This window comes from Alkalibacillus almallahensis (genome assembly GCF_011761495.1).
Classification (GTDB): Bacteria; Bacillota; Bacilli; order Bacillales; family Alkalibacillaceae; genus Alkalibacillus; species Alkalibacillus almallahensis.
The window spans coordinates 62,312-87,900 of the sequence record NZ_JAASRU010000008.1; the positions used below are offsets into that span (position 1 = coordinate 62,312).

At 37.3% G+C, this 25,589-nt stretch carries 28 protein-coding genes and 1 pseudogene; 6 read left to right on the forward strand and 23 right to left on the reverse strand.

Annotated features, from left to right (window positions below; genetic code table 11):
* Nucleotides 1–320: 320 nt before the first annotated feature.
* The 21 genes from FHR85_RS08465 to FHR85_RS08565 all read right to left on the reverse strand — a co-directional run bounded on the left by FHR85_RS08465 (nt 321) and on the right by FHR85_RS08565 (nt 17,984).
* Nucleotides 321–665, reverse strand: coding sequence for a GNAT family N-acetyltransferase (locus FHR85_RS08465; RefSeq protein ID WP_167262447.1), 345 nt, complete (start codon nt 663–665; stop codon nt 321–323).
* Nucleotides 666–846: 181 nt separating this feature from the next.
* Nucleotides 847–1,278 (reverse strand): peptidylprolyl isomerase, encoded by a 432-nt coding sequence (locus FHR85_RS08470; RefSeq protein WP_167262448.1) that lies wholly within the window; start codon nt 1,276–1,278, stop codon nt 847–849.
* A gap of 20 nt (nt 1,279–1,298) precedes the next feature.
* Complete coding sequence (gene lysA / locus FHR85_RS08475) at nt 1,299–2,576, reverse strand: diaminopimelate decarboxylase (protein ID WP_167262449.1); 1,278 nt, start codon at nt 2,574–2,576, stop codon at nt 1,299–1,301.
* A 125-nt stretch (nt 2,577–2,701) separates the two neighbouring features.
* Nucleotides 2,702–4,117 (reverse strand): spore germination protein, encoded by a 1,416-nt coding sequence (locus FHR85_RS08480; protein WP_167262533.1) that lies wholly within the window; start codon nt 4,115–4,117, stop codon nt 2,702–2,704.
* A 65-nt stretch (nt 4,118–4,182) separates the two neighbouring features.
* Nucleotides 4,183–4,533, reverse strand: coding sequence for a stage V sporulation protein AE (gene spoVAE / locus FHR85_RS08485; RefSeq protein WP_167262534.1), 351 nt, complete (start codon nt 4,531–4,533; stop codon nt 4,183–4,185).
* Nucleotides 4,534–4,535: 2 nt separating this feature from the next.
* Nucleotides 4,536–5,546 (reverse strand): stage V sporulation protein AD, encoded by a 1,011-nt coding sequence (spoVAD, locus tag FHR85_RS08490; protein WP_167262450.1) that lies wholly within the window; start codon nt 5,544–5,546, stop codon nt 4,536–4,538.
* A 10-nt stretch (nt 5,547–5,556) separates the two neighbouring features.
* On the reverse strand, nt 5,557–6,009 hold the full coding sequence (gene spoVAC / locus FHR85_RS08495) for a stage V sporulation protein AC (RefSeq protein ID WP_424923983.1): 453 nt from the start codon (nt 6,007–6,009) through the stop codon (nt 5,557–5,559).
* A gap of 15 nt (nt 6,010–6,024) precedes the next feature.
* Nucleotides 6,025–6,447 (reverse strand): stage V sporulation protein AB, encoded by a 423-nt coding sequence (locus FHR85_RS08500; RefSeq protein WP_279588355.1) that lies wholly within the window; start codon nt 6,445–6,447, stop codon nt 6,025–6,027.
* Nucleotides 6,434–7,045 (reverse strand): stage V sporulation protein AA, encoded by a 612-nt coding sequence (locus FHR85_RS08505; protein ID WP_167262451.1) that lies wholly within the window; start codon nt 7,043–7,045, stop codon nt 6,434–6,436. Before FHR85_RS08505 ends, FHR85_RS08500 begins: the two co-directional genes overlap by 14 nt.
* A 123-nt stretch (nt 7,046–7,168) precedes the next feature.
* Nucleotides 7,169–7,921 carry an RNA polymerase sporulation sigma factor SigF gene (sigF, locus tag FHR85_RS08510; RefSeq protein WP_167262452.1) on the reverse strand — a complete coding sequence of 251 codons (753 nt, stop codon included), beginning with the start codon at nt 7,919–7,921 and terminating at the stop codon, nt 7,169–7,171.
* 5 nt (nt 7,922–7,926) lie between these two features.
* Complete coding sequence (gene spoIIAB, locus FHR85_RS08515; protein WP_167262453.1) at nt 7,927–8,367, reverse strand: anti-sigma F factor; 441 nt, start codon at nt 8,365–8,367, stop codon at nt 7,927–7,929.
* Nucleotides 8,364–8,717, reverse strand: coding sequence for an anti-sigma F factor antagonist (gene spoIIAA, locus FHR85_RS08520; RefSeq protein ID WP_243864201.1), 354 nt, complete (start codon nt 8,715–8,717; stop codon nt 8,364–8,366). The genes spoIIAB and spoIIAA overlap by 4 nt, the downstream gene beginning before the upstream one ends.
* Nucleotides 8,718–8,818: 101 nt before the next feature.
* On the reverse strand, nt 8,819–9,961 hold the full coding sequence (locus FHR85_RS08525) for a D-alanyl-D-alanine carboxypeptidase family protein (RefSeq protein ID WP_167262455.1): 1,143 nt from the start codon (nt 9,959–9,961) through the stop codon (nt 8,819–8,821).
* 505 nt (nt 9,962–10,466) lie between these two features.
* The gene (locus FHR85_RS08530; protein ID WP_167262456.1) at nt 10,467–11,771 is read right to left on the reverse strand and encodes a pyrimidine-nucleoside phosphorylase; all 1,305 of its coding nucleotides are present in this window, start codon (nt 11,769–11,771) and stop codon (nt 10,467–10,469) included.
* 14 nt (nt 11,772–11,785) lie between these two features.
* Nucleotides 11,786–12,607 (reverse strand): purine-nucleoside phosphorylase, encoded by an 822-nt coding sequence (locus FHR85_RS08535; RefSeq protein ID WP_167262457.1) that lies wholly within the window; start codon nt 12,605–12,607, stop codon nt 11,786–11,788.
* Between the two features lie 75 nt (nt 12,608–12,682).
* Entirely contained in the window at nt 12,683–13,861 is a 1,179-nt protein-coding gene (deoB, locus tag FHR85_RS08540; protein ID WP_167262458.1) for a phosphopentomutase, read from the reverse strand.
* A 111-nt stretch (nt 13,862–13,972) separates the two neighbouring features.
* Nucleotides 13,973–14,860: a site-specific tyrosine recombinase XerD gene (xerD, locus tag FHR85_RS08545; protein WP_167262537.1), complete on the reverse strand. Its 888-nt coding sequence runs from the start codon at nt 14,858–14,860 to the stop codon at nt 13,973–13,975.
* 147 nt (nt 14,861–15,007) lie between these two features.
* Nucleotides 15,008–15,445 carry a ferric iron uptake transcriptional regulator gene (gene fur / locus FHR85_RS08550; RefSeq protein ID WP_167262459.1) on the reverse strand — a complete coding sequence of 146 codons (438 nt, stop codon included), beginning with the start codon at nt 15,443–15,445 and terminating at the stop codon, nt 15,008–15,010.
* A 110-nt stretch (nt 15,446–15,555) separates the two neighbouring features.
* Nucleotides 15,556–16,188, reverse strand: a complete 633-nt coding sequence (gene spoIIM / locus FHR85_RS08555; RefSeq protein WP_167262460.1) for a stage II sporulation protein M — start codon at nt 16,186–16,188, stop codon at nt 15,556–15,558.
* 76 nt (nt 16,189–16,264) lie between these two features.
* Complete coding sequence (locus FHR85_RS08560; protein ID WP_167262461.1) at nt 16,265–17,428, reverse strand: endonuclease Q family protein; 1,164 nt, start codon at nt 17,426–17,428, stop codon at nt 16,265–16,267.
* Nucleotides 17,429–17,432: 4 nt separating this feature from the next.
* Complete coding sequence (locus tag FHR85_RS08565) at nt 17,433–17,984, reverse strand: NUDIX hydrolase (protein WP_167262462.1); 552 nt, start codon at nt 17,982–17,984, stop codon at nt 17,433–17,435.
* A 352-nt stretch (nt 17,985–18,336) separates the two neighbouring features.
* Here FHR85_RS08565 and FHR85_RS08570 point away from each other — a divergent pair.
* The 4 genes and pseudogenes from FHR85_RS08570 to FHR85_RS08585 all read left to right on the forward strand — a co-directional run.
* Nucleotides 18,337–18,584 (forward strand): annotated as a pseudogene (locus tag FHR85_RS08570) (IS1595 family transposase); the annotation flags it as partial.
* A gap of 83 nt (nt 18,585–18,667) precedes the next feature.
* On the forward strand, nt 18,668–18,940 hold the full coding sequence (locus FHR85_RS08575) for a DUF4190 domain-containing protein (protein ID WP_167262463.1): 273 nt from the start codon (nt 18,668–18,670) through the stop codon (nt 18,938–18,940).
* A 204-nt stretch (nt 18,941–19,144) separates the two neighbouring features.
* Nucleotides 19,145–19,999, forward strand: coding sequence for an MBL fold metallo-hydrolase (locus tag FHR85_RS08580; protein ID WP_167262464.1), 855 nt, complete (start codon nt 19,145–19,147; stop codon nt 19,997–19,999).
* A gap of 118 nt (nt 20,000–20,117) precedes the next feature.
* The gene (locus FHR85_RS08585) at nt 20,118–21,044 is read left to right on the forward strand and encodes an aldo/keto reductase (protein WP_167262465.1); all 927 of its coding nucleotides are present in this window, start codon (nt 20,118–20,120) and stop codon (nt 21,042–21,044) included.
* A gap of 67 nt (nt 21,045–21,111) precedes the next feature.
* Here the strand turns inward: FHR85_RS08585 and FHR85_RS08590 are convergent, their stop codons facing one another.
* Nucleotides 21,112–22,074: an MBL fold metallo-hydrolase gene (locus tag FHR85_RS08590; RefSeq protein WP_167262466.1), complete on the reverse strand. Its 963-nt coding sequence runs from the start codon at nt 22,072–22,074 to the stop codon at nt 21,112–21,114.
* 58 nt (nt 22,075–22,132) lie between these two features.
* Nucleotides 22,133–23,758 (reverse strand): M20/M25/M40 family metallo-hydrolase, encoded by a 1,626-nt coding sequence (locus tag FHR85_RS08595; protein WP_167262467.1) that lies wholly within the window; start codon nt 23,756–23,758, stop codon nt 22,133–22,135.
* A 70-nt stretch (nt 23,759–23,828) separates the two neighbouring features.
* Here FHR85_RS08595 and FHR85_RS08600 point away from each other — a divergent pair, with 70 nt between their 5' ends.
* Together FHR85_RS08600 and namA are read left to right on the forward strand one after the other, a co-directional pair.
* Nucleotides 23,829–24,548: a glycerophosphodiester phosphodiesterase gene (locus tag FHR85_RS08600; RefSeq protein WP_167262468.1), complete on the forward strand. Its 720-nt coding sequence runs from the start codon at nt 23,829–23,831 to the stop codon at nt 24,546–24,548.
* A gap of 6 nt (nt 24,549–24,554) precedes the next feature.
* The gene (gene namA / locus FHR85_RS08605) at nt 24,555–25,574 is read left to right on the forward strand and encodes an NADPH dehydrogenase NamA (protein WP_167262469.1); all 1,020 of its coding nucleotides are present in this window, start codon (nt 24,555–24,557) and stop codon (nt 25,572–25,574) included.
* Nucleotides 25,575–25,589 lie beyond the last annotated feature (15 nt).

Here is a 25,589-nt window from a genome sequence, read left to right on the forward strand (position 1 = left end):
ATACGCTTCCTTGAAACTTGCACCGAGGAAGCCTACTTCGAAGCCTTACTAGAAGACGCAGGTGCATCCCTCGGCCGAAAGGCGTGGCCTGCGGGGTCTCAAGACACGTGCTGTTCCCGTGACGGCCTGGACGGCCTAATGTCGACGTTGGTCACAGGACGTGACCGAACTTAGTCGACCAGGAGTCGCCACCTTCGCTCCTCACAATTCAACAACTCAGTGCTACATCATTTGAAAATCAACACTATACTTTTGACAGAGCTAAATAATAAAAAAAGTTTCAACTTAATGAACATTAAGTTGAAACTTTTTTAGTTTATTCAAGCGTGGCATTGTTCATAAAATTCTTTAGTCTGTTCGTTTCCACAAATATTGTATTTCTCGCCATATTGCTCTTCTAATGCTTGAATCATTTGCTTTCCGATTCCTTGATTACGATGTGAAGGGGTCACACTGATGTGTTGAATAACAATGGTTTCATCATCAAACCGCACACCAAGAGCACCTAAGATATCTTCTTCTTTCCAAAGAAATAACTGCCAATCATCATTGGATTCATATTCTTTGATGGTTGTTTGAAGTTTTTTTACTTCTTTTTCGTCTGGCATAAAAGACAATAAGCCCATCGCAATCTTCTCGAAGCTTTTTTTATATTTAATTAACATAAAAACCCCTCTTTAACTAAGAACATCACGTTATAATGGTATGATTTTGCATTTAACATGTGCGTCTCACTTAACATATCATAAACAATAATTTGGCATAACATGTAAGCTCACTATAATAGAATACGCCTTTTTTAGCTTTTGTCAATTCATACCGTGATATAGTCTAACGTGATATAAGTTAGGATTCAATTGTCACGGATTGCATAACGTCACCAGGACGTACACGGTCTACAACATCCAAACCATCTGTTACTTTACCAAATACAGTATGGCGTCCGTCAAGGTGTGGCTGTTGGTCAAGACAAATAAAAAATTGACTCCCACCTGTATCTTTTCCAGCATGTGCCATAGATAAACTTCCATGTTCATGTTGATAAGGGTTTCCTTCTGTTTCACATTTAATTGTGTAACCAGGACCACCTGTGCCTGTCCCATTTGGGCATCCTCCCTGGATCACAAAGCCTGGGATGACACGGTGAAAGCTTAACCCATCATAAAAACCGTCATTTGCCAATTTCACAAAATTATCGACTGTATTGGGTGCACCATCCGGATATAATTCAAATTGAATTTGTTCACCATTTTCGAACTGGATTTTACCTTGTCTCATGTTAATTCCTACCTTCTATTTTATTCATAACTTAAGTCGAAACGTGTCAAATCTTGCACACTTTCTCTTTGAATCACTAATTGATCCTTTCCATTTTCCTCAAACACTACAGCGGCCTTAGGAAAGCGGTTATAATGGCTAGCCATGGCATAACCATATGCTCCAGTAGAATAGACAGCTAATAAATCACCACTTTCCACTTTAGGCAACGTTAAATCCCAAATAAGCATATCGCCAGTTTCACAACTTTGTCCAGCAATAGCCACAGTTTCTTCCAAGGCTTGGTCACGTTTATTTAAAATCGTAGCCTCATATTCAGCCCCATATAACGCTGGTCGTATATTGTCCGTCATACCACCGTTAACCGAAACATACTTTCTTACATTCGGTATATCTTTAATAGCTCCAATTTCATAAATTGTCACGGCCGCTTCACCCACAATTGATCGGCCAGGTTCAATCCAAATTTCTGGAACAGCTAATTGGTACTCTTCAGCTGCCTTTTTAACAGATTTTACTAAGGTGTGCACATATTCTGAAAGAGGTAACGGCTCGTCATCTTTTGTATATTGGATGCCGAAACCTCCTCCTAGATTAACAACTTCTGCTTCAAATTGATAACGTTCATACCAATCATTGAGTGCGTGAAACACTTTCTCTGTCGTCATTTCGAAACCTGTTGTTTCAAATATCTGAGAACCAATATGACTGTGGACACCTTGTAAATGAATGGAGTGATGGTCCATTAGATGAGTTAAAGCTTGTTCTGCTTGTCCACTAATTAGATCAAACCCAAACTTGGAGTCCTCTTGTCCTGTTAGTATATATTCATGAGTATGAGCCTCGATACCAGGCGTTATTCGAATAAGCGCATTAATGGTTTGTTGTTTTTCTTCTAATATTTCCTCAAGTAAAGCAATTTCATAAAAATTATCAATCACAATACATCCAACTTGGTAATCAACAGCCATTTCTAAAACCGTGCGACTTTTGTTATTACCGTGGACATGCACCTTTTGCATTGGATAGTTTGCTTGAATAGCTGTATGGAGCTCTCCTTCAGAAACGACGTCTAAACTCATTTGTTCTTGTTTAGCAACTTGAAGCATCGCAATGGAAGAGAAAGCTTTACTCGCATAAGCAACTTGATAATTTATATCATATTGTTTGAATGTATCAACAAATGCACGAGCATTACGTCTTATGTGTTCCACATCGTAGACAAACAATGGTGTCCCGTGTTTTTCTGCAAGTTCAGTCAGTTTTTGATCTGTAATATTAAACGTTGATTGACTCATAATTTCACCTGTCCGTTTCTGATTGCAATACAGTTAACTTATCATATAGGAAATGTGCAAGCAATTTTTTTACCTCTAAAAAATATAAAACTTGAACCTATGAAAAGTCAATCATAGGTTCAAGCTTAGTTCGGTTTAGTTCTTTTTTGATTTTGTGGATGAACGATACTTGGCCGTTGTTCTGCAAACGGTACAGACACTCGAAATAGTATATGATACATGGCACTTGGGTTAAATGGAATAAGCGGCCATAAATAAGGTGTATTCAACGAATAAGTCCGAGCTAATAGTAAGACATATAGTGTTGATCCTAGAACAAAGCCTATGACACCCATTGACGCAGTTAAGATTACCAAAGCAATCCTAGCTATTTTATTAGCGACTGACAATTCATAACTTGGTGTCGCATAACTCCCTACCGCTGCAATGGCTACATACAAAATAATTTCAGGTGTAAATAGTCCTACATCTATTGCAATTTCACCAATTAATACAGCTGCAATCAAACCTAATGCAGTTGAGACAGCTGTCGGTGTATGAATGGCGGCTATCCTCAAAAATTCTAACCCTAAATCAGCCATCAATGCTTGGACAACAATGGGAACATTTCCTTCTTCTGATGGTCCGATATAACCAAGATTTTCAGGTAAACGTTCAGGTTCCATAACGAATAATAACCAAAGAGGTAATAAAAACAATGAAGCAAAAATCCCTAAAAACCTTATCCACCGTACAAAGGTTCCCACCAAAGGTACTTGACGATATTCTTCAGCGTGTTGTACATGGTGGAAAAACGTCGTAGGTGTAATCATAACAGTCGGTGTTGTATCTACCAAAATTAGTACATGTCCTTCAAATAAATGTGCTGAAGCGACATCTGGTCTTTCAGTGTAACGTACCAGTGGAAATGGTGTTCTTCCTTGTTTTAATATATATTCTTCAAGAGTTTTATCAGACATTGACAAACCATCAACGTCAATTTTATCAATTTCACTTCTAACGGTTTCAATTAAGTTCGGATCAGCGATATCATCAATATACATAAGAGCTACGTCCATTTGAGAACGTTTACCGACTTGTTGAATTTCTAATCTAAAATGTTCATCCCTAACACGACGGCGTGTTAAACCAGCATTTTGAATGATGTTCTCTGTATAACCATCTCGTGATCCTCTTACCACTCTTTCTGTGTCTGGTTCATCAGGGGACCTTCCTGGATAGTTACGGACATCGACTACAAATGCTTGATCAAATCCATCAACAAATACCACGAGTAAACCAGACATAACTTCAGTCATTGCGTTTTCATATGAATCCAATGACTCAAATTGATGATTGACGAGACGGTTCTTAACAATATCTTCAACTTTATCACGTTCAGATTCAACATCATTTATCTCAACAATGTTTTCCAAAATTCTCATCACGAATCGCGTATCCACTAACCCGTTAACATAGTAAAAATCTACATCTCGGCCTAAAACATTAATTGTCCTGTAACCTATATCAAAGGAAACGCCAATCCCTAATCTATCTTCCATGACTCGACGATTTTTTTTAATCGATCGCTTTATCTGATCCTCTTTCGACACGGTTACTCACACCTTTATCCTTTTGGTTTGAAAATGACGGCTACTATAAAACCGAATAAAATAGCAGATGCAATACCTGCAGACGTTAATTGAAATATACCAATCGCAATCCCTAAAAAGCCATGTTCTTCTGCTTGTGCCATTGCACCGTGCAGTAAAGAGTGGCCAAAACTCGTGATTGGTACTGTTGCGCCTGCACCAGCAAACTCAATTAATCGATCATATAATGAAAAACCGTCTAACACAGCTCCCGAAACGACAAATAACGACATCACATGAGCTGGCGTTAATTTAAAAATATCTAATAGTAATTGACCAATAACACATATGGAACCCCCAACAATAAACGCCCAAACAAAATCCATGATCATATCGCATCACTCCGTTTTAATACAACACCATGCGCAATACAAGGAATTGATTCTTTCTGTTGTATCATAGTAGGATTGAGAAGTGCTCCAGTTGCGACAACCAAAACTCGATTCAGATTTCCACTGCGCAATTGTTGAATAACATGGCCATATGTTACAAGTGCTGATGAGGCACAACCACTCCCACCGGCGAAAATTTTTTGATCTTGATGATAGATCATTAACCCGCAATCATCATGAACCGTTTCTATATCAACACCCGACTGATACAAAATCTTTTTTAAAATGGGGGTCCCCACACTCGATAAATCACCTGTTAAGATTAAGTCATAATCATGTACTTGACGGTTAAAGTCCGTTAAATGTTGTATAATGGTATTGGTCGCAGCAGGTGCCATAGCAGACCCCATATCAAGCGGATCATTTGCTCCATAATCAATCACTTGACCAATTGTTGCCCCCTCTACTTGAATGTGGCTCGTTTGTGATGACACTAATGCAGCGCCTGCCCCAGTTACTGTAGAAGTTGTTGTTCCCGGCTTTTGACCACCATATTCAGTTGGATATCGAAATTGTCTTTCAGCAGTGGCATAATGACTGGATGTCGCTGCTAATGCAAATTGATTATCTTGACTATTAATCAGTGAACTAGCAATTGCAAGGCTTTCCATCGAAGTTGAGCAAGCCCCAAAGACACAAAGCATTGAACTGGAATAGTTTCTGGCAACATAATTACTCGTAACATTTTGATTAAGCAAATCACCACTCACAATTAAATCTAACGCATCTTCGCGAACTCCTGACTTTTCCATACATAAATTCGTTGCTTTGCTTAATAAATTCTGTTCAGCTTGCTCCCATGTTTTCCCATCACAATGAAGCTTTTCATAGGAATAATCAAATGTTGATCCTAATGGGCCTTGCTTTTCTTTAGGCCCTGAAACAGTTGCTGTGTCATTTATATAAACGCCATTTTGAAACAACCACGATTGCTTCCCTTGTTTCATATTACTCACCTTAACTTCCTAGTAATGTTTGAGCAGTAAACCGAATCAAGCCGACTATATAGGCTGCTACAGTACCAAATACAATCACAGAACCAGCTAACTTAAACATATTTGTAGCTACGCCTAAGACTAAGCCTTCACTTTTGTGTTCCAGTGCTGCACTGGCTATTGAGTTCGCAAAACCGGTCACAGGGACAGCTGAACCAGCACCTGCAAATTGACCCAATTTGTCATATACACCAAAGCCTGTTAGAATCGCTGCGATCAGTATTAAAGTAGTAATGGTTGGATTCCCAGCTTCTTTAGCAGTGAACCCAAACAATTCCATGTACAATATCGTTAACCCTTGACCAACCACACAAATAAGACCACCAACGACAAATGCTTTGATACAATTTTGAACTAATTTTGGTTTGGGTTGATACGGTTTAATTGATTGTTGGTAGTTATCCTTTGTAATCATCAGTAAGTTGACCTCCTACCGCGTAAAAATAATCCATTGAAACAATGATCCTATAATTTTTCCAAGCACTAATGCCATTAATAAATATGGAATATAATCATGAACATGCATCCTTCTTGCCAAGATAGGAAATACATTTAATACTTCTGTCAGCCCTGCCGCTAACATTCCAATAAATATGCCATGTAACAGTCCCCAATAAGCTTCAAATATCGGGTGCGTCACAAACTTCAACTCTCCAAATGACAAATAGATCCCTACCATTGCACCTAAAACAACCGCCCATTCAAAATGCCTTATGAACTCACGCGCTTTTGATAACTGAACGAGCCTTGGAATAACTCCTAAGACTGTTAAGAATGCTACAAACCCTGAGCCAACCGCTAATCCAGCTGATAAGCCAACAATAATTTCAACGAGATAACTAATGATCATCATGATCCAGCTCATTTTCATTGAAGGTGACATATTCATATAAATTCTGATCGTAATTAAACATTTCAACTTCAAGCGGGCTTGGCTCTTCATTAAATTTCTTTTTAAGAAAATGATTAAAGAAAAGAATCATTCCTATTCCTAATCCGAAAGAGTAAGGGACTTGCAACCATAAAACACTACGATCAAGATTGTAAGCAATCATCTCATGTAATTGATCCTGAACATCCGGCATGCTTACATCAAAGTGAAAGTTCATTACAGCCATAGCAGCACCAATAAACAATAACGTCCATACAAAAAAGACATATAACGGATAAAGTTTAGGCTGAGGTTTTTCTATAGCCAAAATGGTTTGTGAAGGACCAACTGTTTCAATATCCACCTCTGGATAAAGCTGTTTTAGTTTTTGGATGACATGGTATACATCAATGACTTTATACGTTAAATCAGATGCTTTAACTTCGTATATAAATAGGGTTAGAACTTTTTCACGTAATTCTTCTTTACAACATACCCACGCAAGATCGCCCAAACGAATGTGGTGATCTTTTTGAACGGAAATTTTTTGTTTTAGACGTACATACACCACATCTGACATATTAAATCCTTCCTTAATTGATTTTCAGTTATATTATGTCCGATTCCATTTAAAGCATGTATTAACAATCCTTATAAATAACAAAAAGCGATTTCGCATTATACGAAATCGCTTTTGTCATCCCTATGAATTTAGCCAATCTTCGAGTTTGGCTAAAATACTTTTTTCTAACCTTGAAACTTGTACTTGTGATATCTGCAGCCTTTGGGCAACATCTGCTTGTGTTTGATCTTTATAATAACGCATGTAAATAATTAATTGCTCTCGCCGATCGAGTTGTTCAATTGCTTCTCTGAGTGCAATGTGATCAAACCAATTAGAATCCTGATCGGCAATTTGATCCATTAAAGTTATCGGATCCCCCTCATTCTCATAAACGGTTTCATGAATCGAATGAGTCCCTTGATTAGCTTCAATCGCCAAAACAAGATCTTCTTCGGGAATCTCTAAAGCCTCACTTAATTCCTTCATGGAAGGAGAACGATTAAGTTGCTTTGTTAATTCCTCGGTTTTGGCTCGAATTTTATGGTTTAATTCTTTTAATGATCGACTGACTTTTATAGTACCATCATCTCGAATAAACCTTTGAATTTCACCGATAATCATCGGAACGGCATACGTGGAAAAACGAACTTCATAACTTATATCAAATTTATCTATCGATTTAATTAAACCGACACACCCTATTTGAAATAAATCATCTGTTTCATAACCCCTGTTAATAAAGCGTTGAACAACGGACCAAACCAGTCGAGTATTGCGTTCAATAATCTTATCACGAGCTTCAGTATCTCCTTGCTGACTTTTTTGGATTAACGATATCAGTTCTTCATGAGACAGTGCTTGTGATGCTTGTACTTGAGTATTTTCTCTCATACGCATCACTTCGCAATTGGCCGATGATCATGATTAAACCGTTTAACCAATGTAACTGTTGTCCCTGTTTCAGAAGAATGGACATCAAGTTGATCCATAAAATTCTCCATTATAGTAAAGCCCATACCCGACCGTTCTAATTCTGGTTTTGATGTATACATGGGTTCCATCGCTTCGTGAACATCGTCAATACCACGACCGAAATCTTGAACCCAAATAGTCACTTCATCATCTTCAATTGAACACGCTAAAATAACGACTCCCTCTTCATTTGCTTCATAGCCATGGATTATAGCGTTCGTTACAGCTTCAGATATAACTGTTTTAACTTCCGTTAATTCATCTAAAGTCGGATCAAGTTGTGAAATAAAAGAAGCAATAACAACACGGGCAAATGATTCGTTTTCACTTTTGGCTGCCATTTCGACTTTCATATGATTAGTCATGATGCCACCCCCAATCGAGATAAGGCATCAGCTTCATTAGCTTCGGTTTGCACAACCTTAAAAAGACCAGAGAGTTCAAACAATCGTTTAACAGAACGATTAATTGAACACACCACCATTTCACCCTCTAAAGCTTTCACTTGTTTATATCGACCTAAAAACACACCTAATCCTGAAGAATCCATAAAGCTTAACTGTTCCATATTCACAATGACATGCTTTATGTCTCCAGTACTAAGATAACTTTCCCAGTCCGTTTTCAACGTTTCAGCTTCATGGTGATCGAGCTCTCCAACTAAACGAATTAACAAAACATTTTCTTTTTGTTCAAAATAAGAAACAAGACCCAATAGCTTTTCCTCCTTTTTCAACATGCTATTGAACCTTGTTCTTCTTTGATCATTCTTATTCCTTCTAAAAAACAAAACTAGTGTCAATTCGACGCAATAAGCTAATTATTTAATTGTTTCAACATACGACCCCATAAAGTCCATGCGGAAGAAGGATGAATCTCATCTCTTACAATAAGTGGTGTTTCATTAATGACTTCACCGTCTCTCTTCACTGTTATCTGCCCTAACTCATCCCCTTTAGACACTGGCCACCTAGATTTTCTAAGTGCGATATCTGTTTCTATATCATCAGATGTTTCACCTTTTTTTAGTAATAAAGTGACATCACGCTTAGGTGTGAGGTGGATTGGGTTTTGACTTGATTTCACATGATCATATTCATAAACTGATTCTTCGCTAGAATAAAGTGGGTCAACATGGTACTGGCTAAATGCATAATCCAATAATGCCGTTGTATCAGCATTACGTTTCTGTGGGGTTTCTGCCCCCATAACGACTGATATCAATCGCATATTTCCACGTTTGGCTGTCGCCGTCAAGCAATACTCCGCTTCATCTGTGTATCCCGTTTTCAGACCATCTAACCCTTGATAAAATTTAACAAGGCGATTCGTATTAACTAACCAAAATTCGTCCTCTGTTCCTTCACGTAAATAATCTTCATATATCTTGGTATATTCCGTAATCATGTCGTATTCTAATAGTGCTCTTGCTATTACAGCCATATCATTAGCGGAACTATAATGATCTTCATCTGGTAAACCTGTCGTATTTTGAAATTGTGTATTTTCTAAACCTAAGTCATTTGCTTTTTGATTCATTTGATCAATAAAAGCTTGTTCTGTAACAGCCACGGCTTCAGCTAAAGCGACTGTAGCATCATTTGCCGAAGCCACAGCAACTGCTTTTAACAATTCTTCTACTTTCATTTCTTCAAAAGCTTCTAAATAAATTTGCGATCCACCCATTGATTCGGCATTCTCACTAATCTGAATGGTATCATTTAATTCTAATTCTCCTTCATCGATTGCTTCTACAATTAGTAACATCGACATAAGTTTAGTCATACTTGCGGGAGGCAACCGTTTATCACCTTCTTCATTAAATAAAACTTCACCTGTATCTGCCTCCAGTAAAACAGCAGATTTTGCCGATTTAACTAATGATTCCTTCTCATTAGCAAATATAGTCGTTGGCCATAGTACACTGAATAATAATGTTATGATACATAGTTGACGCATTATTCAATCCCTCCATTTCTGATAGATATTTTTTCCAAAGAAACAGAAATTATGACAAATAAATCATAATTAAAGAAAAGAGGAATTGAACGAAACAACTTTGCTAAAAATCGTTGTTGATATTGTGATACGCTTTCGGTGGACGCTTTCCGCAGGCACGGCTCAAGCCAGGCAACTACATCGAATAAGCTTCTTTGGAACTTGCACCGAGGAAGCCTACTTCGAAGCTTTACTAGTAGACGCAGGTGCATCCCTCGGCCGAAAAGCGTGGCCTGCGGGGTCTCGAGACGCGTGCTATTCCTGTGACGACCTGGATGGTCTAATGTCGACGTTGGTCACAGGACGTGACCGCATTTAGTCGACCAGGAGTCGCCACCTTCGCTTCTCACAATTCAACAACTATGAGCTAATAAACATTCTTTATATCAACACATAACTATAACAGAATGAAACATTAAAAAAACCCAAGATGTCTCAAAACATCTTGGGTTTAACTTTCTAATCATTATTCAGAAACAATCGTTTTAATTAACGATGGTGCTTCAATTTGTTCATTCGTAATGGTCATATTGTAGTAAAGTTTTTCTTTAATCGAATCAACATCCTCTTGATTACTATGAATCGTAACAAGGGATTCGCCTTCTTCTACGTAATCGCCGACTTTCTTGTTAAGAACTAATCCTACAGCTAAATCAATTTCCGAATCTTTCGTTTGACGACCTGCGCCTAATAGGCTAGCTGCCTGACCGATTTCGTCTGCAATAATTTCACTTACGTAACCAGATGTCTTAGCTGGTAGTTCAATTTGATATTTAGCATGTGGTAAACCATCAACATTATCCACGACGGAAGCATCGCCACCCTGAGATGAAAGGAAAGTCTTAAAGGTCTCGAGTGCTTGACCATTCTCGATCACGGCTTCTAATTTTTCACGAGCTTCAGCTAATGTTTCGGCTTGTCCACCTACTACTACCATCTGACTACCAATAGTTAATGATAATTCAGTCAAATCTTCTGGTCCTTCACCGCGTAATGTCTTAATGGCTTCTTCTACTTCTAAAGCATTACCAATTGCTCGACCTAGTGGTTGACCCATATCACTAATGACTGCCATCGTTTGTCGACCTACATTATTACCAATCGACACCATTGCTTTAGCGAGTTCAATTGATTCCTCTTCGCTCTTCATGAAGGCGCCTGCACCTGTTTTAACGTCTAAAACAATCGCATCAGCACCTGCAGCAATCTTCTTACTCATAATTGAGCTTGCAATGAGTGGAATCGAATTAACGGTTGCTGTTACATCACGTAGACCATATAGTTTTTTATCAGCAGGTGTTAAGTTACCCGATTGGCCAATTACCGAAATCTTGTTTTCATTGACTAGACGGATAAACTCATCATTTTCAATTTCAACGTGAAAACCAGGAACCGCTTCAAGCTTATCGATTGTGCCTCCTGTATGACCTAGTCCACGACCACTCATTTTAGCAACTGGAACACCAACTGCTGCCACTAAAGGCGCTAATACTAAAGTAGTCGTATCACCTACACCACCAGTAGAGTGCTTATCAACCTTGATTCCTTCAATTGGTGATAAATCAATGGTATCGCCTGATTCAACCATACGCATAGTAAGAGTTGCACGTTCTTGTTCAGTCATTCCGTTAAAGTAGATTGCCATAGATAAGGCACTTGCTTGATAATCAGGAATGGTACCGTCAGTATAACCATCAATAAAGAAGTTAATCTCTTCGTCTGATAAAGCTATACCGTCACGTTTCTTTTCAATAATATCGTTCATGCGCATTAGAAGCGCCTCCTTTACATCGTTTGTAAGATTTGTTTAACGAGTTGAATGAATTGTTGTCTTACTTTTTCAGTTGTTTCAATGACTTCATCATGAGACAACGGTTGATCTAAAATACCAGCTGCCATGTTAGAAATGCATGAAATACCCAACACATCGATTCCAGCATGGTTAGCTACAATAACTTCTGGTACTGTAGACATACCTACAGCATCGCCACCTAAAGTTCTTAACATTTTAACTTCACTTGCTGTTTCATATGTTGGTCCAGTATTCCCTACATAAACCCCTTTACGAACAGATAAGTTCAAATCTGCAGCTGCAGCTTCCGCTAATTTACGCAAATCACGGTCATACGCTTCAGACATATCAGGGAAACGCGGTCCAAGTTCATCAATATTTTTTCCGATTAGAGGGTTGTCCCCCATGTTGTTAATATGATCTTGAATAATCATTAAATCACCAGGATCAAAGGATTCATTAATGCCACCTGCAGCATTTGTTACTAATAGCTTTTCTACACCTAATTGCTTCATGACACGTACTGGGAATGTCACATGTTGCATATCATAGCCTTCATAGTAGTGAAAACGCCCTTGCATAGCAACAACTTGTTTTCCTTGTAGTTCACCAATTACTAATTGCCCCTTATGACCAGAAACGGTCGATTGAGGAAAATGCGGAATTTCAGAATATGGGATTGTAACTGGGTTTTCAATCTCTTCAGCTAATATGCCTAACCCAGAACCTAGGATTAGACCGATTGTTGGTTTAGACGCGTTTAATTGTTGAGAAATATACTGCTCAGATTCTTGGATTTGTTCTAAGACTGACATGACTCCAACTCCTTTTCGTTATCTAATCAAAATGCAGGGAAACAGTTTCTGCTAACTGTTTCCCAAACTATTAAATTATTTAGTTAAATCGTTTAAAAAACTTTGTCCATGTTCCGGCTGCTTAGTCTTAAAGTTTTCAGCAACTGTTGCACCAATATCAGCAAATGTTTGACGTTCTGATAATGCTTGTCCAGCAGAAATGCCTTTATGATAAGCGACTAACGGTACATATTCACGAGTGTGATCTGTTCCGTGATGAATCGGATCATTACCATGGTCAGCTGTAATGAGTAATAAGTCGTCTTCCTTTAATTTATCCAAGACTTCAGGTAAACGACGATCGAATTCTTCTAAAGCTTCACCATAACCTTGTGGATCACGACGGTGGCCGTATTTAGCATCGAAATCAACTAAGTTTAAGAAATTTAAACCATTAAAATCTTTATCCATTGAAGCAACTAGTTTATCCATACCGTCAGAATTATCATCTGTACGAATGGCTTCAGTCACACCTTCTTCATCGTAGATGTCTGAAATCTTACCTAAAGCAACGACATCATAGCCATCATCTTCTAAGAAGTTCATCACAGTACGACCAAACGGTTTAAGTGCATAATCATGACGATTGGATGTACGTTCAAATGATCCAGGCTCACCTACAAACGGACGTGCAATGATACGACCGATCATATATGGTTCGTCTTTCGTAATTTCACGTGCAAATTCACAAATTTCATGTAGCTCTTCGACAGGAATCACTTCTTCATGTGCCGCAATTTGTAATACAGAGTCAGCTGATGTATAAACAATTAAAGCTCCTGTTTCAACGTGTTCAGGGCCTAATTCTTTAATAATTTCAGTACCCGAAGCAGGTTTATTACCGATTACTTTTCGACCTGTCTTTTCTTCTAAACGCTTAACTAGCTCGTCTGGGAATCCGTCTGGAAATACACGGAAAGGTTGATCAATACGTAGCCCCATGATTTCCCAATGACCTGTCATTGTATCTTTTCCAGCTGATGCTTCTACCATACGAGTATGATGAGCTGCTGGTTGATCAGCCGCTTGAACACCTTCTACTTCGCGAATATTACCTAATCCTAAACGTTCCATATTAGGCATGTCCAAGCCACCCATATGTTGTGCTGTATGACCAAGAGTGTCTGCACCTACATCATTAAAATGTTTAGCATCTGGTGCTTCTCCAATTCCTACAGAATCCATAACAATTAAAAATACTCGGTTAAATGACATGTTATAAACCTCCACTTTCTATCCTTTATCTTGATCTTTCTGTAACCGCTTCAATTATGAAAGCGAATTAATCTAAGGAAACGATTATCACTATATCATAATCTTATTCCATTATGCACGTGGATGAAAATCTTTATAAATTTCTGTCAATCTTGCTTTTGATACGTGCGTGTAAATTTGAGTTGTCGATATATCAGCATGACCTAACATCTCTTGTACTGCTCGTAAATCAGCCCCATTCTCTAATAAATGCGTCGCAAATGAATGCCGCAGCATATGAGGCGTGATCTCTTTAAAAATATGTTGATCACGTGCGTGTTTTTTTAGTACTTTCCAAAAACCTTGCCTAGTCATGGTATTCCCTCGATGGTTTAAGAATAACGCTTGATTTGTTTGATTTTTTAACAACTTGTGACGTCCATGATCCACATAATTTTGAATCGCTTCTTGTGCATGCTTACCAAGTGGAACAATCCGCTCTTTCCCACCTTTACCAACAATTCGAACGAATCCCATCAAAAGATGAAGATCATCAATTGTTAACGACAGCAATTCAGAAATACGTAACCCTGTCGCATAAAGGGTCTCAAACATGGCGTGATTACGTAAATCTATCGGTTTATCACCTGAAACACTCAATAATCGTTCGACCTCATTATTGGTTAAAACTTTTGGAAGTTGGCGTTCTGGTTTTGGTCGTTCAATATGTAAAGTGGGATCATGTGAAATTTGATATTCACGCACAATAAACTGATGAAATGATCTTAAGGTTGAAATCATTCTAGTGATACTAGCTGATGATTTACCATTTACTTTCATTTCATTTAGTAAGCCTCTAATATGGTGTCGTTCTATTGCCTCAAGCGACGATATACCTTCAGTTTCGGTTATATAGGATATGTATTGTTTTAAGTCACGGCGATACGACTGAATCGAATTATCTGCCAACCCTTTTTCTATTTTTAAAAAATGTAAAAAATCCTGAGTGGCATCATTTATCATAAATTTAAACCCCTTTTAGATCAAGCTAACGTACATCAAATTCAGTATAACATGGCTTACTTTAAATGTACGCCAATTCGCTTATTCCTGACTAATCATAAAAGGCCTTTTTCAACTTTGAAAAAGGCCTCCTCACATATTAATTTAATTATGACAATTCTTGCATACCCCATGAAAGGTTAAACGATGGTCACGAACATCAAACTCAAATTTTGATTCGACAATGTCTTCTACATCACCGAGCAAATCTTCTTCAATTTCAGTAACTGAACCGCATTCAACACAGACTAAGTGGTGATGAAAATGTTCAGCTCCTTCTTTTCTTAAATCATAACGTGAAACCCCGTCACCGAAATTGATTTTATCAACAACTTTAAGTTCGGTTAATAATTCTAGTGTCCGATAAACAGTCGCCAAACCAATTTCTGGCGCTTTATCTTTCACGAGGAGATAGACATCTTCTGCACTTAAATGATCTTGTTCACGCTCTAGCAACACACGGACAGTCACTTCGCGTTGTGGTGTTAATTTATAACTTTGTGAGTGCAATTGCTTTTTTATGTTTTCAATACGGTCTTCCACTCGTATCTCTCCCCTCATGTCATACACTCATATTATAAAAAACGGGAGATAGAGTGTCAAATTATAATAATTTTAAATTGGTCATAAAAATCATTTTTTTTTTATAATAATTATAATTTATCAGCCATCCAACTTAAGGCATGAAAGGAAACCGAAACTTCCACCAACGAACCGAAACAAACTAGCACAATCCCAATCACATAGGATTTTAAATAATGTCGGGTTGCCTCACCTATAGTGCGTGAACTTTGATGCTTAATAAATAGAATTCTCAAGACGTGTAACGTAAATACGATACTACTTGTTGTCATAATGAGATAAGCTGCAACGATCAAAACGTTCTGTGGTGCAATAGCTAGTAATGATAAGAAAAATCCCTGCCATGATAATTGATGGACTAAAAACCCTACGGTAAACCCAACGACAACGCCTTTAAAAAATAATAAAAACCAAGCAACTGGTAATCCCACAAACGACAAACCAAATAGAAATATAAATGTTAGAAATTTACCATGTGTCCATAGTGAGTCTGTTAGATCAGACAGCCATACTCTTGATTCGTTTTGAACGGATTGAAAATATTGTTCAACAAAGAAAAATAAATCTTGTTGTTGTAAAAAATCAAGACTACTCACCATCATTGAACCAAACACAACCCCGATTGACCACAAAATAAATAGAAAAACATAAAGACTCAAATAAGGTTGGACAGGTATTGTTAGTGCATTAGGCCAATACTTCATGCGATATCCTCCATTCATTTCAACTCTATTAAAACCCTATGTTAATAGAAATAAATGTAGAACATCTAACTTTAAATTAATTCATTTTACCATATTGGCCACCACCGCCAGGCGTAATAACTAAACTACCTTCCCTTAGTGCCATGATTCTAGAAGCAACTTGCTCATTTGTTACAGTTTGGATCTCTTCAAAGCTTGCATCATGAATCACATACATATCATGATGTAGTTGTCTTCTTAATTTTGATAATGATTTAGGTCCCAGTCCGGGAATATATTTTAAAGGGACTTGTGAGACGTAAGGAGGTCTCTTGGGTTTGACGATATTGCCTTGGCTCGTAGCTATTTCATTTATACGATTGGGTACACCCTTTAATACTTTGGTTGAATGGCAATATTCACATTGTAATGGATTATGAATTTGTTGATGACAAGATTGACATACTGAAGAGTAATACTTGCCTAATTTGGGATTCAAACCATAGTTATAGCTTACTTTCGACTCACCATTCTCTGATAAAGCCTGTCTAAGCGAATCAAAACTTGGCTGTTCCAATAATAACGCTTGATACTCACGACCTATCATCTCTAAGGAGTGTGCATCTGAATTCGTAAGGAAAGTATAATCTCTTAATTCGCTAATTGTGTTAGCCATTGATGAATCACAACTTAAACCAAGTTCAACTGCATCAATATAATTGGAATCAAAAACTTCAGATAAGTGCGTTTTAACGCCTTTTCCATATAAGCTTTTAAACGGTGTGAAAATATGCGCTGGTATGAATAACCCATTACGCGCTTTTACTTCATGCTGTAACGTTTGAGCATCACAATAGATTCGTTGTGAACTTAAGTGAGGATTACTTACATAAGACTGATACCAATTCGAGAACGATTTCATTTGTTTTAATGTTGGAAAATAACACAAAACATGAATAGGTCCAGAGCAATTGTAATCATAGAGTTCAATTTCGCTACCAAGTAAAATCGTTAACTCTCCATCTGATAAACCTCCGCCTTCTAATTCACGGAACCCATGATCCTGTACTAGCTCAAAGCACTCTTCTAAAACATGAGGAGAATGCGCATCGATTATGCCAATCATATCAAGCCCTTTTGCTTCTTTCACGAATGAGATAATTTCATGAAGGGTTAACTGGTCTGATGCTGTAATTTTCACAGCCTGATTTTCTTTCGTACGGCCGATATGAATATGACCATCAAAATAATAGGTCTGCATGTAACTATTCACCCTTTATACGTTCAACCATGACGTGGTAAATCGCTTGAATCGTTTTCGCATCATGAATACGTTCTTGTTTTATTAAATCTAATGCTTCTTCTACTGTTACCTCAATTAGGTCAACAAATTCATCTTCGTCCATATCAGGGCGTTCCTCCAAAGGTTGTAGCCCTGTGGCTTGATATAAGTAAATAATTTCATCCGCAAAACCTGGCGAAGTGTAATAAGAAACTAAATAGTTTAATTGGTTAGCTCGATAACCTGTTTCCTCTTCTAATTCTCGGCTTGCTGTTATTTCAGGCTTTTCTCCTTCTTCCAATTTTCCGGCTGGAATCTCAATAATACTTTTCCCTAATGCTTTACGGTATTGTTCGACCATCACGATCCGACTTTCATCTGTAAGGGCCAAAATACCAACAGCTCCAGGATGCCTCACTAATTCACGCTTTGATACCTGACCATCAGGAAGTTCAACATCTTCTACATCAACATTAATAACTTTTCCTTTATAAATAGATTCTGTATGGATTGTTTTCTCTAAAAATTTACTCAAGTTAGTTCACCTCGTATTTATTTTATCATAATTAAGTCAGATTATATGGTGTATCGAACACACTTTACTAGTCAGATGAGAGAAGATCATATCAAATATAATACGATGCGTTTTAATATGTAACGATCTCAAAATGATTTTTCCATTTTTGTTCATGCTCTTTTTTAAAGGCTCTGTTAAAGCTTGTTGTTGAAATTTGATTTCTTAGTACAGACATTCTGTAATAAGGTCAAATAAATTGAGGTGATAGCAGTGAAGTAACAAAGCAGCGTTATAGTTGTAAAGCTTGTCGAAAGACGTTTACCGACCTTACAAACACCACTCTATACCGCACTCGCCATTCAGATAAAAAGTCAGAACGAAAGGGTAGTACTACATTCAAAACGTTAATAACTACCACCGACGCCTTAAAGGTTTGATACAACGTTTTAATGGCGTAGCAACGAAGCATTTGGACAATTACTTAACGTAGTTCCAAACCTTAGAAGGCTTAAGCACCTACGAAATGAAGTTACAATTAATGACTTTATTATTTCTGGGAATTTAATACCAAATTTAGAAACCTATGATACAATTAGATTATCTAACTTTACTGTATAAAGGCTGTTTCTTTATTCAACTAACAGAGAGAAAAGTTCAAGAAGTGATGTGGTCTTTATTATTAATTATACGGGGGATTTTTAATGATTGAGAAAACTAAAACAAATAGTAATTCTGTAATTTCTTTGACTATAGGTATTTTATCAATACTTATACCATTTATCGGTTTGTTTCTTGGTGTTTTCGGAGTTGTTACGTCAAGAAAAGCTATAAAAGAAATAGAAAAAAACAGAGAAGATGGTAGAGGTCTAGCAAATTCGGGTTTAATTTGTAGCTCAGTTGGAATTGTCATACAATTGTTCGTAGTGTTAGGGTATATCGCTTTTATCTCTATAACGACTGAAAACATAGGCTAAATAAATTTTATTCAACGGGAACGTTAGTTGTAGAAGACAATAAAATTAAACGGAACTTCCAGTTTTATGGGAGTTCCGTTTTTTCTATAAATATCAACATTGAACTTTAACAGAGCCTTTTTAAAAGAAATTAAACGTTATGATAATTACTTTAATATTAGAGAGAATAAAGTAGTATCTAGATCATTTTGAGGAGGCTTTTAAATGGATAATGATATGAATTATGGTGATGATTATAAATATATCCCGGCAACTTCTATAGGAAGCGGTGTCGGAATTAATGTTTTGCCAGATTTGTACAGCCATACTGTCCAGATCGTTAATATAATTTTAGTTGGCAATAATAAGGATGACTTTGTATTAGTCGATGCAGGAATGCCTGAATCAGCAGATGAGATCATTTCTGTTGTAGAAGAACGTTTTGGTTCAAACAGTCGCCCTAAGGCAATTATTTTAACACATGGTCATTTCGATCATGTTGGTGCGCTAATTGAACTGGTGGAATATTGGGATGTTTCTGTTTATGCTCATGAATTAGAGTTACCTTTTTTAACAGGAGAAAAGAGCTATCCAGAACCAGACCCTTCTGTTGAAGGTGGTATGGTGGCAAAACTATCATCAATGTTCCCTAATGAGCCTGTCAACTTAGGAAATCACGTAGAAAAACTCCCTCCTGACGGAAGTGTTCCTTATATGCCTGGCTTCAATTGGGTTCATACACCTGGGCACACACCAGGACATATTTCGTTATACAGAGAAGATGACAGAACGCTGATTGTAGGAGACACATTTATTACAGTTAAACAAGAATCTCTTTTGAAAGTGTTAAAACAGCAACAGGAAATAAGCGGACCTCCAAGATACCTCACACCTGATTGGAAAGCTGCAAAGGAATCCGTGATAAAATTACAACGTTTGAACCCGTCTGTTGCCATTACAGGACACGGATACCCAATGTCTGGTGATTTATTAGCGGAGAGTTTAGAGAAATTAGTCCACGACTTTGATCGTATTGCTGTGCCCGATTACGGTGAGTATGTTAATAGAGATGAACATTAACAAAGACTATATTGTAAATAACGTTTTTTCTATCGAATTTATTAACGGTTCAGAACATAGTGACGTTTGTTTTTAACTTTAATGAGCAGTAAAATATGATTTAAGGAGGGATCAAACGATGCAAACAAATAGATTAGGACAAACAGACTTACATGTTTCCGAAATTGGCTTAGGATGTATGAATTTAGGGACAGATGAACAAAATGCTCAAGCTATTATTAAGGAAGCTACTCAAAATGGAATCAATTACTTAGATACAGCTGATCTATATGGTTTTGGAGAAAATGAAAAATTAGTCGGTAAAGCTATAAAAGGAAATCGTGACAACCTCATAATTGCGACCAAAGGTGGTAATCATTTTGAACCTGGTCAAGACAATTGGTATTGGGACCCTTCTAAAGCTTATCTAAAAGAAGCAGTTAAAAATAGTCTACTTCGTTTAGGCTTAAATGATGTCGATCTATACCAACTTCATGGCGGAACAATCGAAGATCCAATAGATGAAGTCGTTGAAGCATTTGAGGAGTTACAACAAGAAGGGTTAATTCGTCATATCGGATTATCTTCAATTCGCCCTAATGTGATTAAAGCATTCGTTAATCGTACGAATATAACTAGTGTGATGATGCAATATAGTATGATCGATAGACGACCTGAAGAGACTATGCTCGACTATTTAAATGATCATCAAGTTAGTGTGGTGGTTCGCGGTGCATTAGGCAAAGGAATGCTAACGGACCAAGGGCTAAAACAATGGGAAGCAAAGGGTCAGAATGGTTTTCTGGATTACAGTGAGGAAGAACTGAAACATTTGATTGAACAGGTACAACTCACCGCAAATAAACACGAGGTTTCTCCTCAAGCTCTAGCTATGAGTTATGCATTAGAACATCCTGCTGTTTCAAGTTTGATTTTAGGAGCAAGTCGTCCAGAACAAGTCAGAAAGAATCTTGAAGCTTATCATAACCGTCCGACAGAATCATACATTTTCAACAATCTACTGCCTTCATTAAAAACACAAATATATGAGCAGCACCGTGCTTAAAAACATTAATAGCTGAGCAAATCATCCAGATTATGCTCAGCTATTATAATTGATATAAGTACCTCACTTACGAATATAACGGCGTGGCTTTATACATTAACACACCATTTCTTGTGATTGAGCCCACATATCCCGCTTCTTCCAAATAATCGAGTTGCCCAATCGTTTCAGACATTGTTAACCCAAATTGTTTATTGTAATGTTTCGGGAATAAAAACTGACAAACTTCAAAGGGCGTTACCTCATGTTCTCGAACATAATTCAAAACTTTTTGAGCACGTTCTTCCTGCCTCTGCAATCGATGATCAATTAATTTAGATTGAAAATTAAATATATCACCATGACCAGGCAATACTGTTTCAATACTGAATGACTGTAACTTCTTTAAGGTTCTTCGATAATGTAACAACGGTTTCGGTCGTTCATTTCCTGGAAGTGGTGCTTCTAAAATCGGATTTGATGAAATGTGTTTTAATAAATGGTCGCCAGCCACCATTGTGTGGTCTTTTTCATTTAGAAAGGACAAATGACTTTGTGCATGACCTTTCGTTTCTATAATATGCCAGTTCTTAAGACCAGGTATCTCTTGACCTTCATCAATAATGTTCGTTAATTGACGCTTTCCTTGGAAACGAAAGGCATTTTGAATCGTTTTTGGAACATTACGGTATTGTTCGGGAACTGCGAACTGGTCATATAATGTTGAAAAATAGGATTCATAGTGAGCAAAATAGGATTCATCTTGTTTTAACCACAAATCTGTCATACGATGCCCATACACCGCATTCACATTTTCAAATCTATGAATAAGTCCTGTATGATCAGGATGGTGATGAGTCAGAACAATTTGTTGAATGTCATTCGGTTTCAATCCAATTTCATCTAATTGGTGCACCATAGCGTCCCAAGATTCGTCTGTATCAACACCCGCATCGAACATCGTGATTGGATCGTCCTTTAATACATAGCAATGCACGTCCCCTACTGCATAAGGTGTAGGTAAAGTTATTTGATATATCGTATTATCCATAAAATAAGCCACCTTCACAACGTTTCTTATTATTATACTACAATATTACTAATAAAATCTAATTCGATTTCGATTCATGAAAAACCTTTTCGATAGCACTGGACAAAATATCAGGTAATACGTTGAATGAATATCCTAATTCTAATCGCTCTGTCCACTGATGAGGATCTTTTCCGTACGGACCAATATTAACGGTTGGAATAGCGATATTTGATTTTGTAATATAATGTCCGTGAACACGCTGCAAGGGCATGTTTTGAGCTAATAAACTGATATCATATTCCTCGTTCAATTGTTCTCCTATAAAACTCAAATCAGATATACCGTTAAAATAAAATTTTCGCTTACTATCATAACCTTCTGCTGAAATAGCGGATTGAACCTCATCTACAATGTTCGTTACTTTTTGACTATTACTAGTAACAGCAGGATAAAACGGTGGACTATAAAACAGCACCATCATTGGTGCCAAGTGTTGGCAAAACTTTGCAAGTTCTTGTACAAATTGGATCGTTAATTCACGTTCGGTTAACTGAGAATCCTTTTTAAGTTGTTCTAATTTATGATCAACAATTTGTTTTCCATGACGTTTTATAGCTTCATCATACAATTGAGAAAATGTGAATGCATTAACTGAAACATGATAAGAAGAGCCTTCTAAATTGGCGACTTTTTGGTATTGGTTATATTGTTTTAGTATATGATTTTCGATGTCTTCTTTGGCTTCTTCCATTATCGAAAATAACTTAGCATTTATATTAGAAACGGTTTGTTTCATAAATAATATATTATACATGGCTACAGCACTCACCGTCGTTTTAACCGAATAATCTTCTTTTAAATCTCGCATCATTAAGCTGACAGGTGGTGGTGTCACTTCCTCCCCTACTTTTTCAATAAAGTCTGTATTTAATTCAAGCTTATGATTGAGAGCACTGAGCATGAAATTCGCATTTACTCCTTGAAATGGTTCGCCAACATGCGTTTCTTTTCCAAAACACAAGAAACCCGGTAATGCTTTACCTAAAGAACCCGTGTAAACATAGTTTTGCTCATCTTCTCGATGCTGCCGGAAAGTCGATTCACTATTGATGCATAGTTGAAACGTTAAATTATGTCGTTTTTGAAAATCATCTAAAAACTTAACTGATTCGATCATGCCTTGTGAATTCACTTCTTCATCTGGTACGACTAATATTAAGACATTACCAGAATATGTTCCATTTAAGGCTCGTTCGATCATGGATAGATGCAAAACCGTCCCAGCTTTCATATCCATAGTCCCTCGACCGAATAGCCAGTCACCATTCCGTAAATCTTCCCTAGCTTCTTGCGGTAATACATCTTGATTTTGTTTAAGTGAAGCGGTTAATTGATTGGGCGAAAAGGCTAAATTCTGAAACATGCCAAATCCTTCAGTATCAACTACATCTATATGGCTAAGTAAAATCACCGTATCTTCAGTTTCTGGCTCTGCTTTAACTAAGCCCATCAGAGCTTCACGTCCATCACTTAGCGGAATTTTGTTAAGATCATCAGGGTGTTCTTGAAAATATGAAGCTTCATGAAGCCAATCATAAATTCTAGTCACGATATCTTTTTCAGACTTAGAATATGTTACACTTGGATATTCAACAAGCTCTATTAATAACTGTTTTAATTCTTCTTTTGACTGCCATTTCATAATCGTCACCCTTTATATTGACTTTTCTGACATCATACACCACAATCATAACAGAGAATTGAAAGAGGTGTTGGCAATTCATACGAAAATTTTTGCTCACCGAGGCGCAAGCCGATATGCACCAGAAAATACGATGTCTGCTTTTCAGTTAGCTCATAAACAAGGAGCAGATGGAATTGAACTTGATATACACTTATCACGTGATAATGAGATCGTCGTTATTCATGACGAAACGCTAAAACGAACGACAAACCATTCTGGATTAGTCAATCATTTCACCCTTCAAGAACTCCAAGCCCTTGATGCAGGCAGCTGGTTCCATCACGATTTTAGCCAAGCCGTCATACCGAGTCTTGAACAAGTGTTAAAATGGATTAAAACAACGGATTTGCACCTTAATATTGAATTAAAAACAGATACCATTCCATATCATCAGATTGAAGATCAAGTAGTTGAGCTCATACAACATTTTAAATTAGAAGATAGAACAATCTTATCCTGTTTTAATCCATCAACTATCCATCATTTGCATTCAATTCAAAATCAGATAGAGCTGGCTTGGTTAAGACAAAAGCGAACCAAAAACTTAGCTTATCAGTTAGGTGCTATTGGAGCAGATAGTATCCATATCCATCAGCGTCTATTAGGTGGACCTATGACTCAAGAAATTCAGACGAAACAGATTCCTTTTCGAGTTTTCACTGTTAATAAAGCCAAGCAATGGCAACAATGCTTGAATCTAAATGCTAACGGTTTAATAACAGATATCCCAGATTTAATGAAGGAGTGACAAACGTTGGATACTAAACTTTTTTCACCTATTACATTTGATAATATTGAACTTAAAAATCGTATTGTGATGTCGCCTATGTGCATGTACTCATGCCATAATCAAGATGGTCGTGTGACACCATTTCATATGACGCATTACGAAAGTCGAGCGGTAGGTCAAGCTGGTCTTGTTATGCTTGAAGCATCAGCTGTCCAACCTAATGGTAGAATTTCTTATGAAGACCTTGGGATTTGGTCTGATGATCAGATTGAAGGCCTACAACAAGTGACTTCAAGAATACATGCTCACGGGGCTAAAGCAGCCATTCAACTTGCTCACGCAGGTCGTAAAGCTAATTTAAACGAGACGATTCATGCGCCATCTCCATTACCATTTAATGAACAATTACCTGAGCCTGAAGAGATGACACAGGACGACATACAGAATACAATTAACGCCTTTCGTGATGCTGCTAGACGTGCAAATAAAGCAAACTTTGATATTATCGAAATTCACGCTGCACATGGCTATTTAATCAACCAGTTTCTATCACCTTTAACGAATACACGTGATGATCAGTATGGTGGTGATTTACATAATCGAATGCGCTTCTTACTAGAGATTATTGAAGCAGTCCAGCAAACTTGGAATGGACCTATTTTTGTTCGCCTTTCAACAGCTGAATATCATGAAGAAGGCAATCAATTATCTGATATTATTGATATATCCGAAGTACTCAAACAAAAAGGTATTTCTCTAATCGACTGCAGTTCAGGGGGCGTTGTACCAGCTCGAATTAAACCTTATCCAGGCTATCAAATTCCTATGACGGATCAAATTCGAAACCAAGCTAAAATATCAACTGGTGCCGTAGGTCTTATTACAACAGGCATTCAATCTGAAGAAATCCTGCAAAATAACCGAGCTGATTTAATCTTCATCGGCAGACAAATGTTACTTAATCCATATTGGGCTAAACAAGCTGCTCTTGAATTAAATGAATCAATAGATAGTCCAAAACAATATGAACGTGGTTGGCGATAAAAGCATTAATAGGAG

What these genes read in the sequence shown, in the direction of transcription:
- FHR85_RS08465 (WP_167262447.1), bottom strand. Translation starts at nt 665, where the DNA reads ATGTTAATTAAATATAAAAAAAGCTTCGAGAAGATTGCGATGGGCTTA.
- FHR85_RS08470 (WP_167262448.1), bottom strand. Translation starts at nt 1,278, where the DNA reads ATGAGACAAGGTAAAATCCAGTTCGAAAATGGTGAACAAATTCAATTT.
- lysA (WP_167262449.1), bottom strand. Translation starts at nt 2,576, where the DNA reads ATGAGTCAATCAACGTTTAATATTACAGATCAAAAACTGACTGAACTT.
- FHR85_RS08480 (WP_167262533.1), bottom strand. Translation starts at nt 4,117, where the DNA reads ATGGAAGATAGATTAGGGATTGGCGTTTCCTTTGATATAGGTTACAGG.
- spoVAE (WP_167262534.1), bottom strand. Translation starts at nt 4,533, where the DNA reads ATGGATTTTGTTTGGGCGTTTATTGTTGGGGGTTCCATATGTGTTATT.
- spoVAD (WP_167262450.1), bottom strand. Translation starts at nt 5,546, where the DNA reads ATGAAACAAGGGAAGCAATCGTGGTTGTTTCAAAATGGCGTTTATATA.
- spoVAC (WP_424923983.1), bottom strand. Translation starts at nt 6,009, where the DNA reads ATGATTACAAAGGATAACTACCAACAATCAATTAAACCGTATCAACCC.
- FHR85_RS08500 (WP_279588355.1), bottom strand. Translation starts at nt 6,447, where the DNA reads ATGATGATCATTAGTTATCTCGTTGAAATTATTGTTGGCTTATCAGCT.
- FHR85_RS08505 (WP_167262451.1), bottom strand. Translation starts at nt 7,045, where the DNA reads ATGTCAGATGTGGTGTATGTACGTCTAAAACAAAAAATTTCCGTTCAA.
- sigF (WP_167262452.1), bottom strand. Translation starts at nt 7,921, where the DNA reads ATGAGAGAAAATACTCAAGTACAAGCATCACAAGCACTGTCTCATGAA.
- spoIIAB (WP_167262453.1), bottom strand. Translation starts at nt 8,367, where the DNA reads ATGACTAATCATATGAAAGTCGAAATGGCAGCCAAAAGTGAAAACGAA.
- FHR85_RS08525 (WP_167262455.1), bottom strand. Translation starts at nt 9,961, where the DNA reads ATGCGTCAACTATGTATCATAACATTATTATTCAGTGTACTATGGCCA.
- FHR85_RS08530 (WP_167262456.1), bottom strand. Translation starts at nt 11,771, where the DNA reads ATGCGCATGAACGATATTATTGAAAAGAAACGTGACGGTATAGCTTTA.
- FHR85_RS08535 (WP_167262457.1), bottom strand. Translation starts at nt 12,607, where the DNA reads ATGTCAGTCTTAGAACAAATCCAAGAATCTGAGCAGTATATTTCTCAA.
- deoB (WP_167262458.1), bottom strand. Translation starts at nt 13,861, where the DNA reads ATGTCATTTAACCGAGTATTTTTAATTGTTATGGATTCTGTAGGAATT.
- spoIIM (WP_167262460.1), bottom strand. Translation starts at nt 16,188, where the DNA reads ATGAAGTATTGGCCTAATGCACTAACAATACCTGTCCAACCTTATTTG.
- FHR85_RS08560 (WP_167262461.1), bottom strand. Translation starts at nt 17,428, where the DNA reads ATGCAGACCTATTATTTTGATGGTCATATTCATATCGGCCGTACGAAA.
- FHR85_RS08575 (WP_167262463.1), top strand. Translation starts at nt 18,668, where the DNA reads ATGATTGAGAAAACTAAAACAAATAGTAATTCTGTAATTTCTTTGACT.
- FHR85_RS08580 (WP_167262464.1), top strand. Translation starts at nt 19,145, where the DNA reads ATGGATAATGATATGAATTATGGTGATGATTATAAATATATCCCGGCA.
- FHR85_RS08585 (WP_167262465.1), top strand. Translation starts at nt 20,118, where the DNA reads ATGCAAACAAATAGATTAGGACAAACAGACTTACATGTTTCCGAAATT.
- FHR85_RS08590 (WP_167262466.1), bottom strand. Translation starts at nt 22,074, where the DNA reads ATGGATAATACGATATATCAAATAACTTTACCTACACCTTATGCAGTA.
- FHR85_RS08595 (WP_167262467.1), bottom strand. Translation starts at nt 23,758, where the DNA reads ATGAAATGGCAGTCAAAAGAAGAATTAAAACAGTTATTAATAGAGCTT.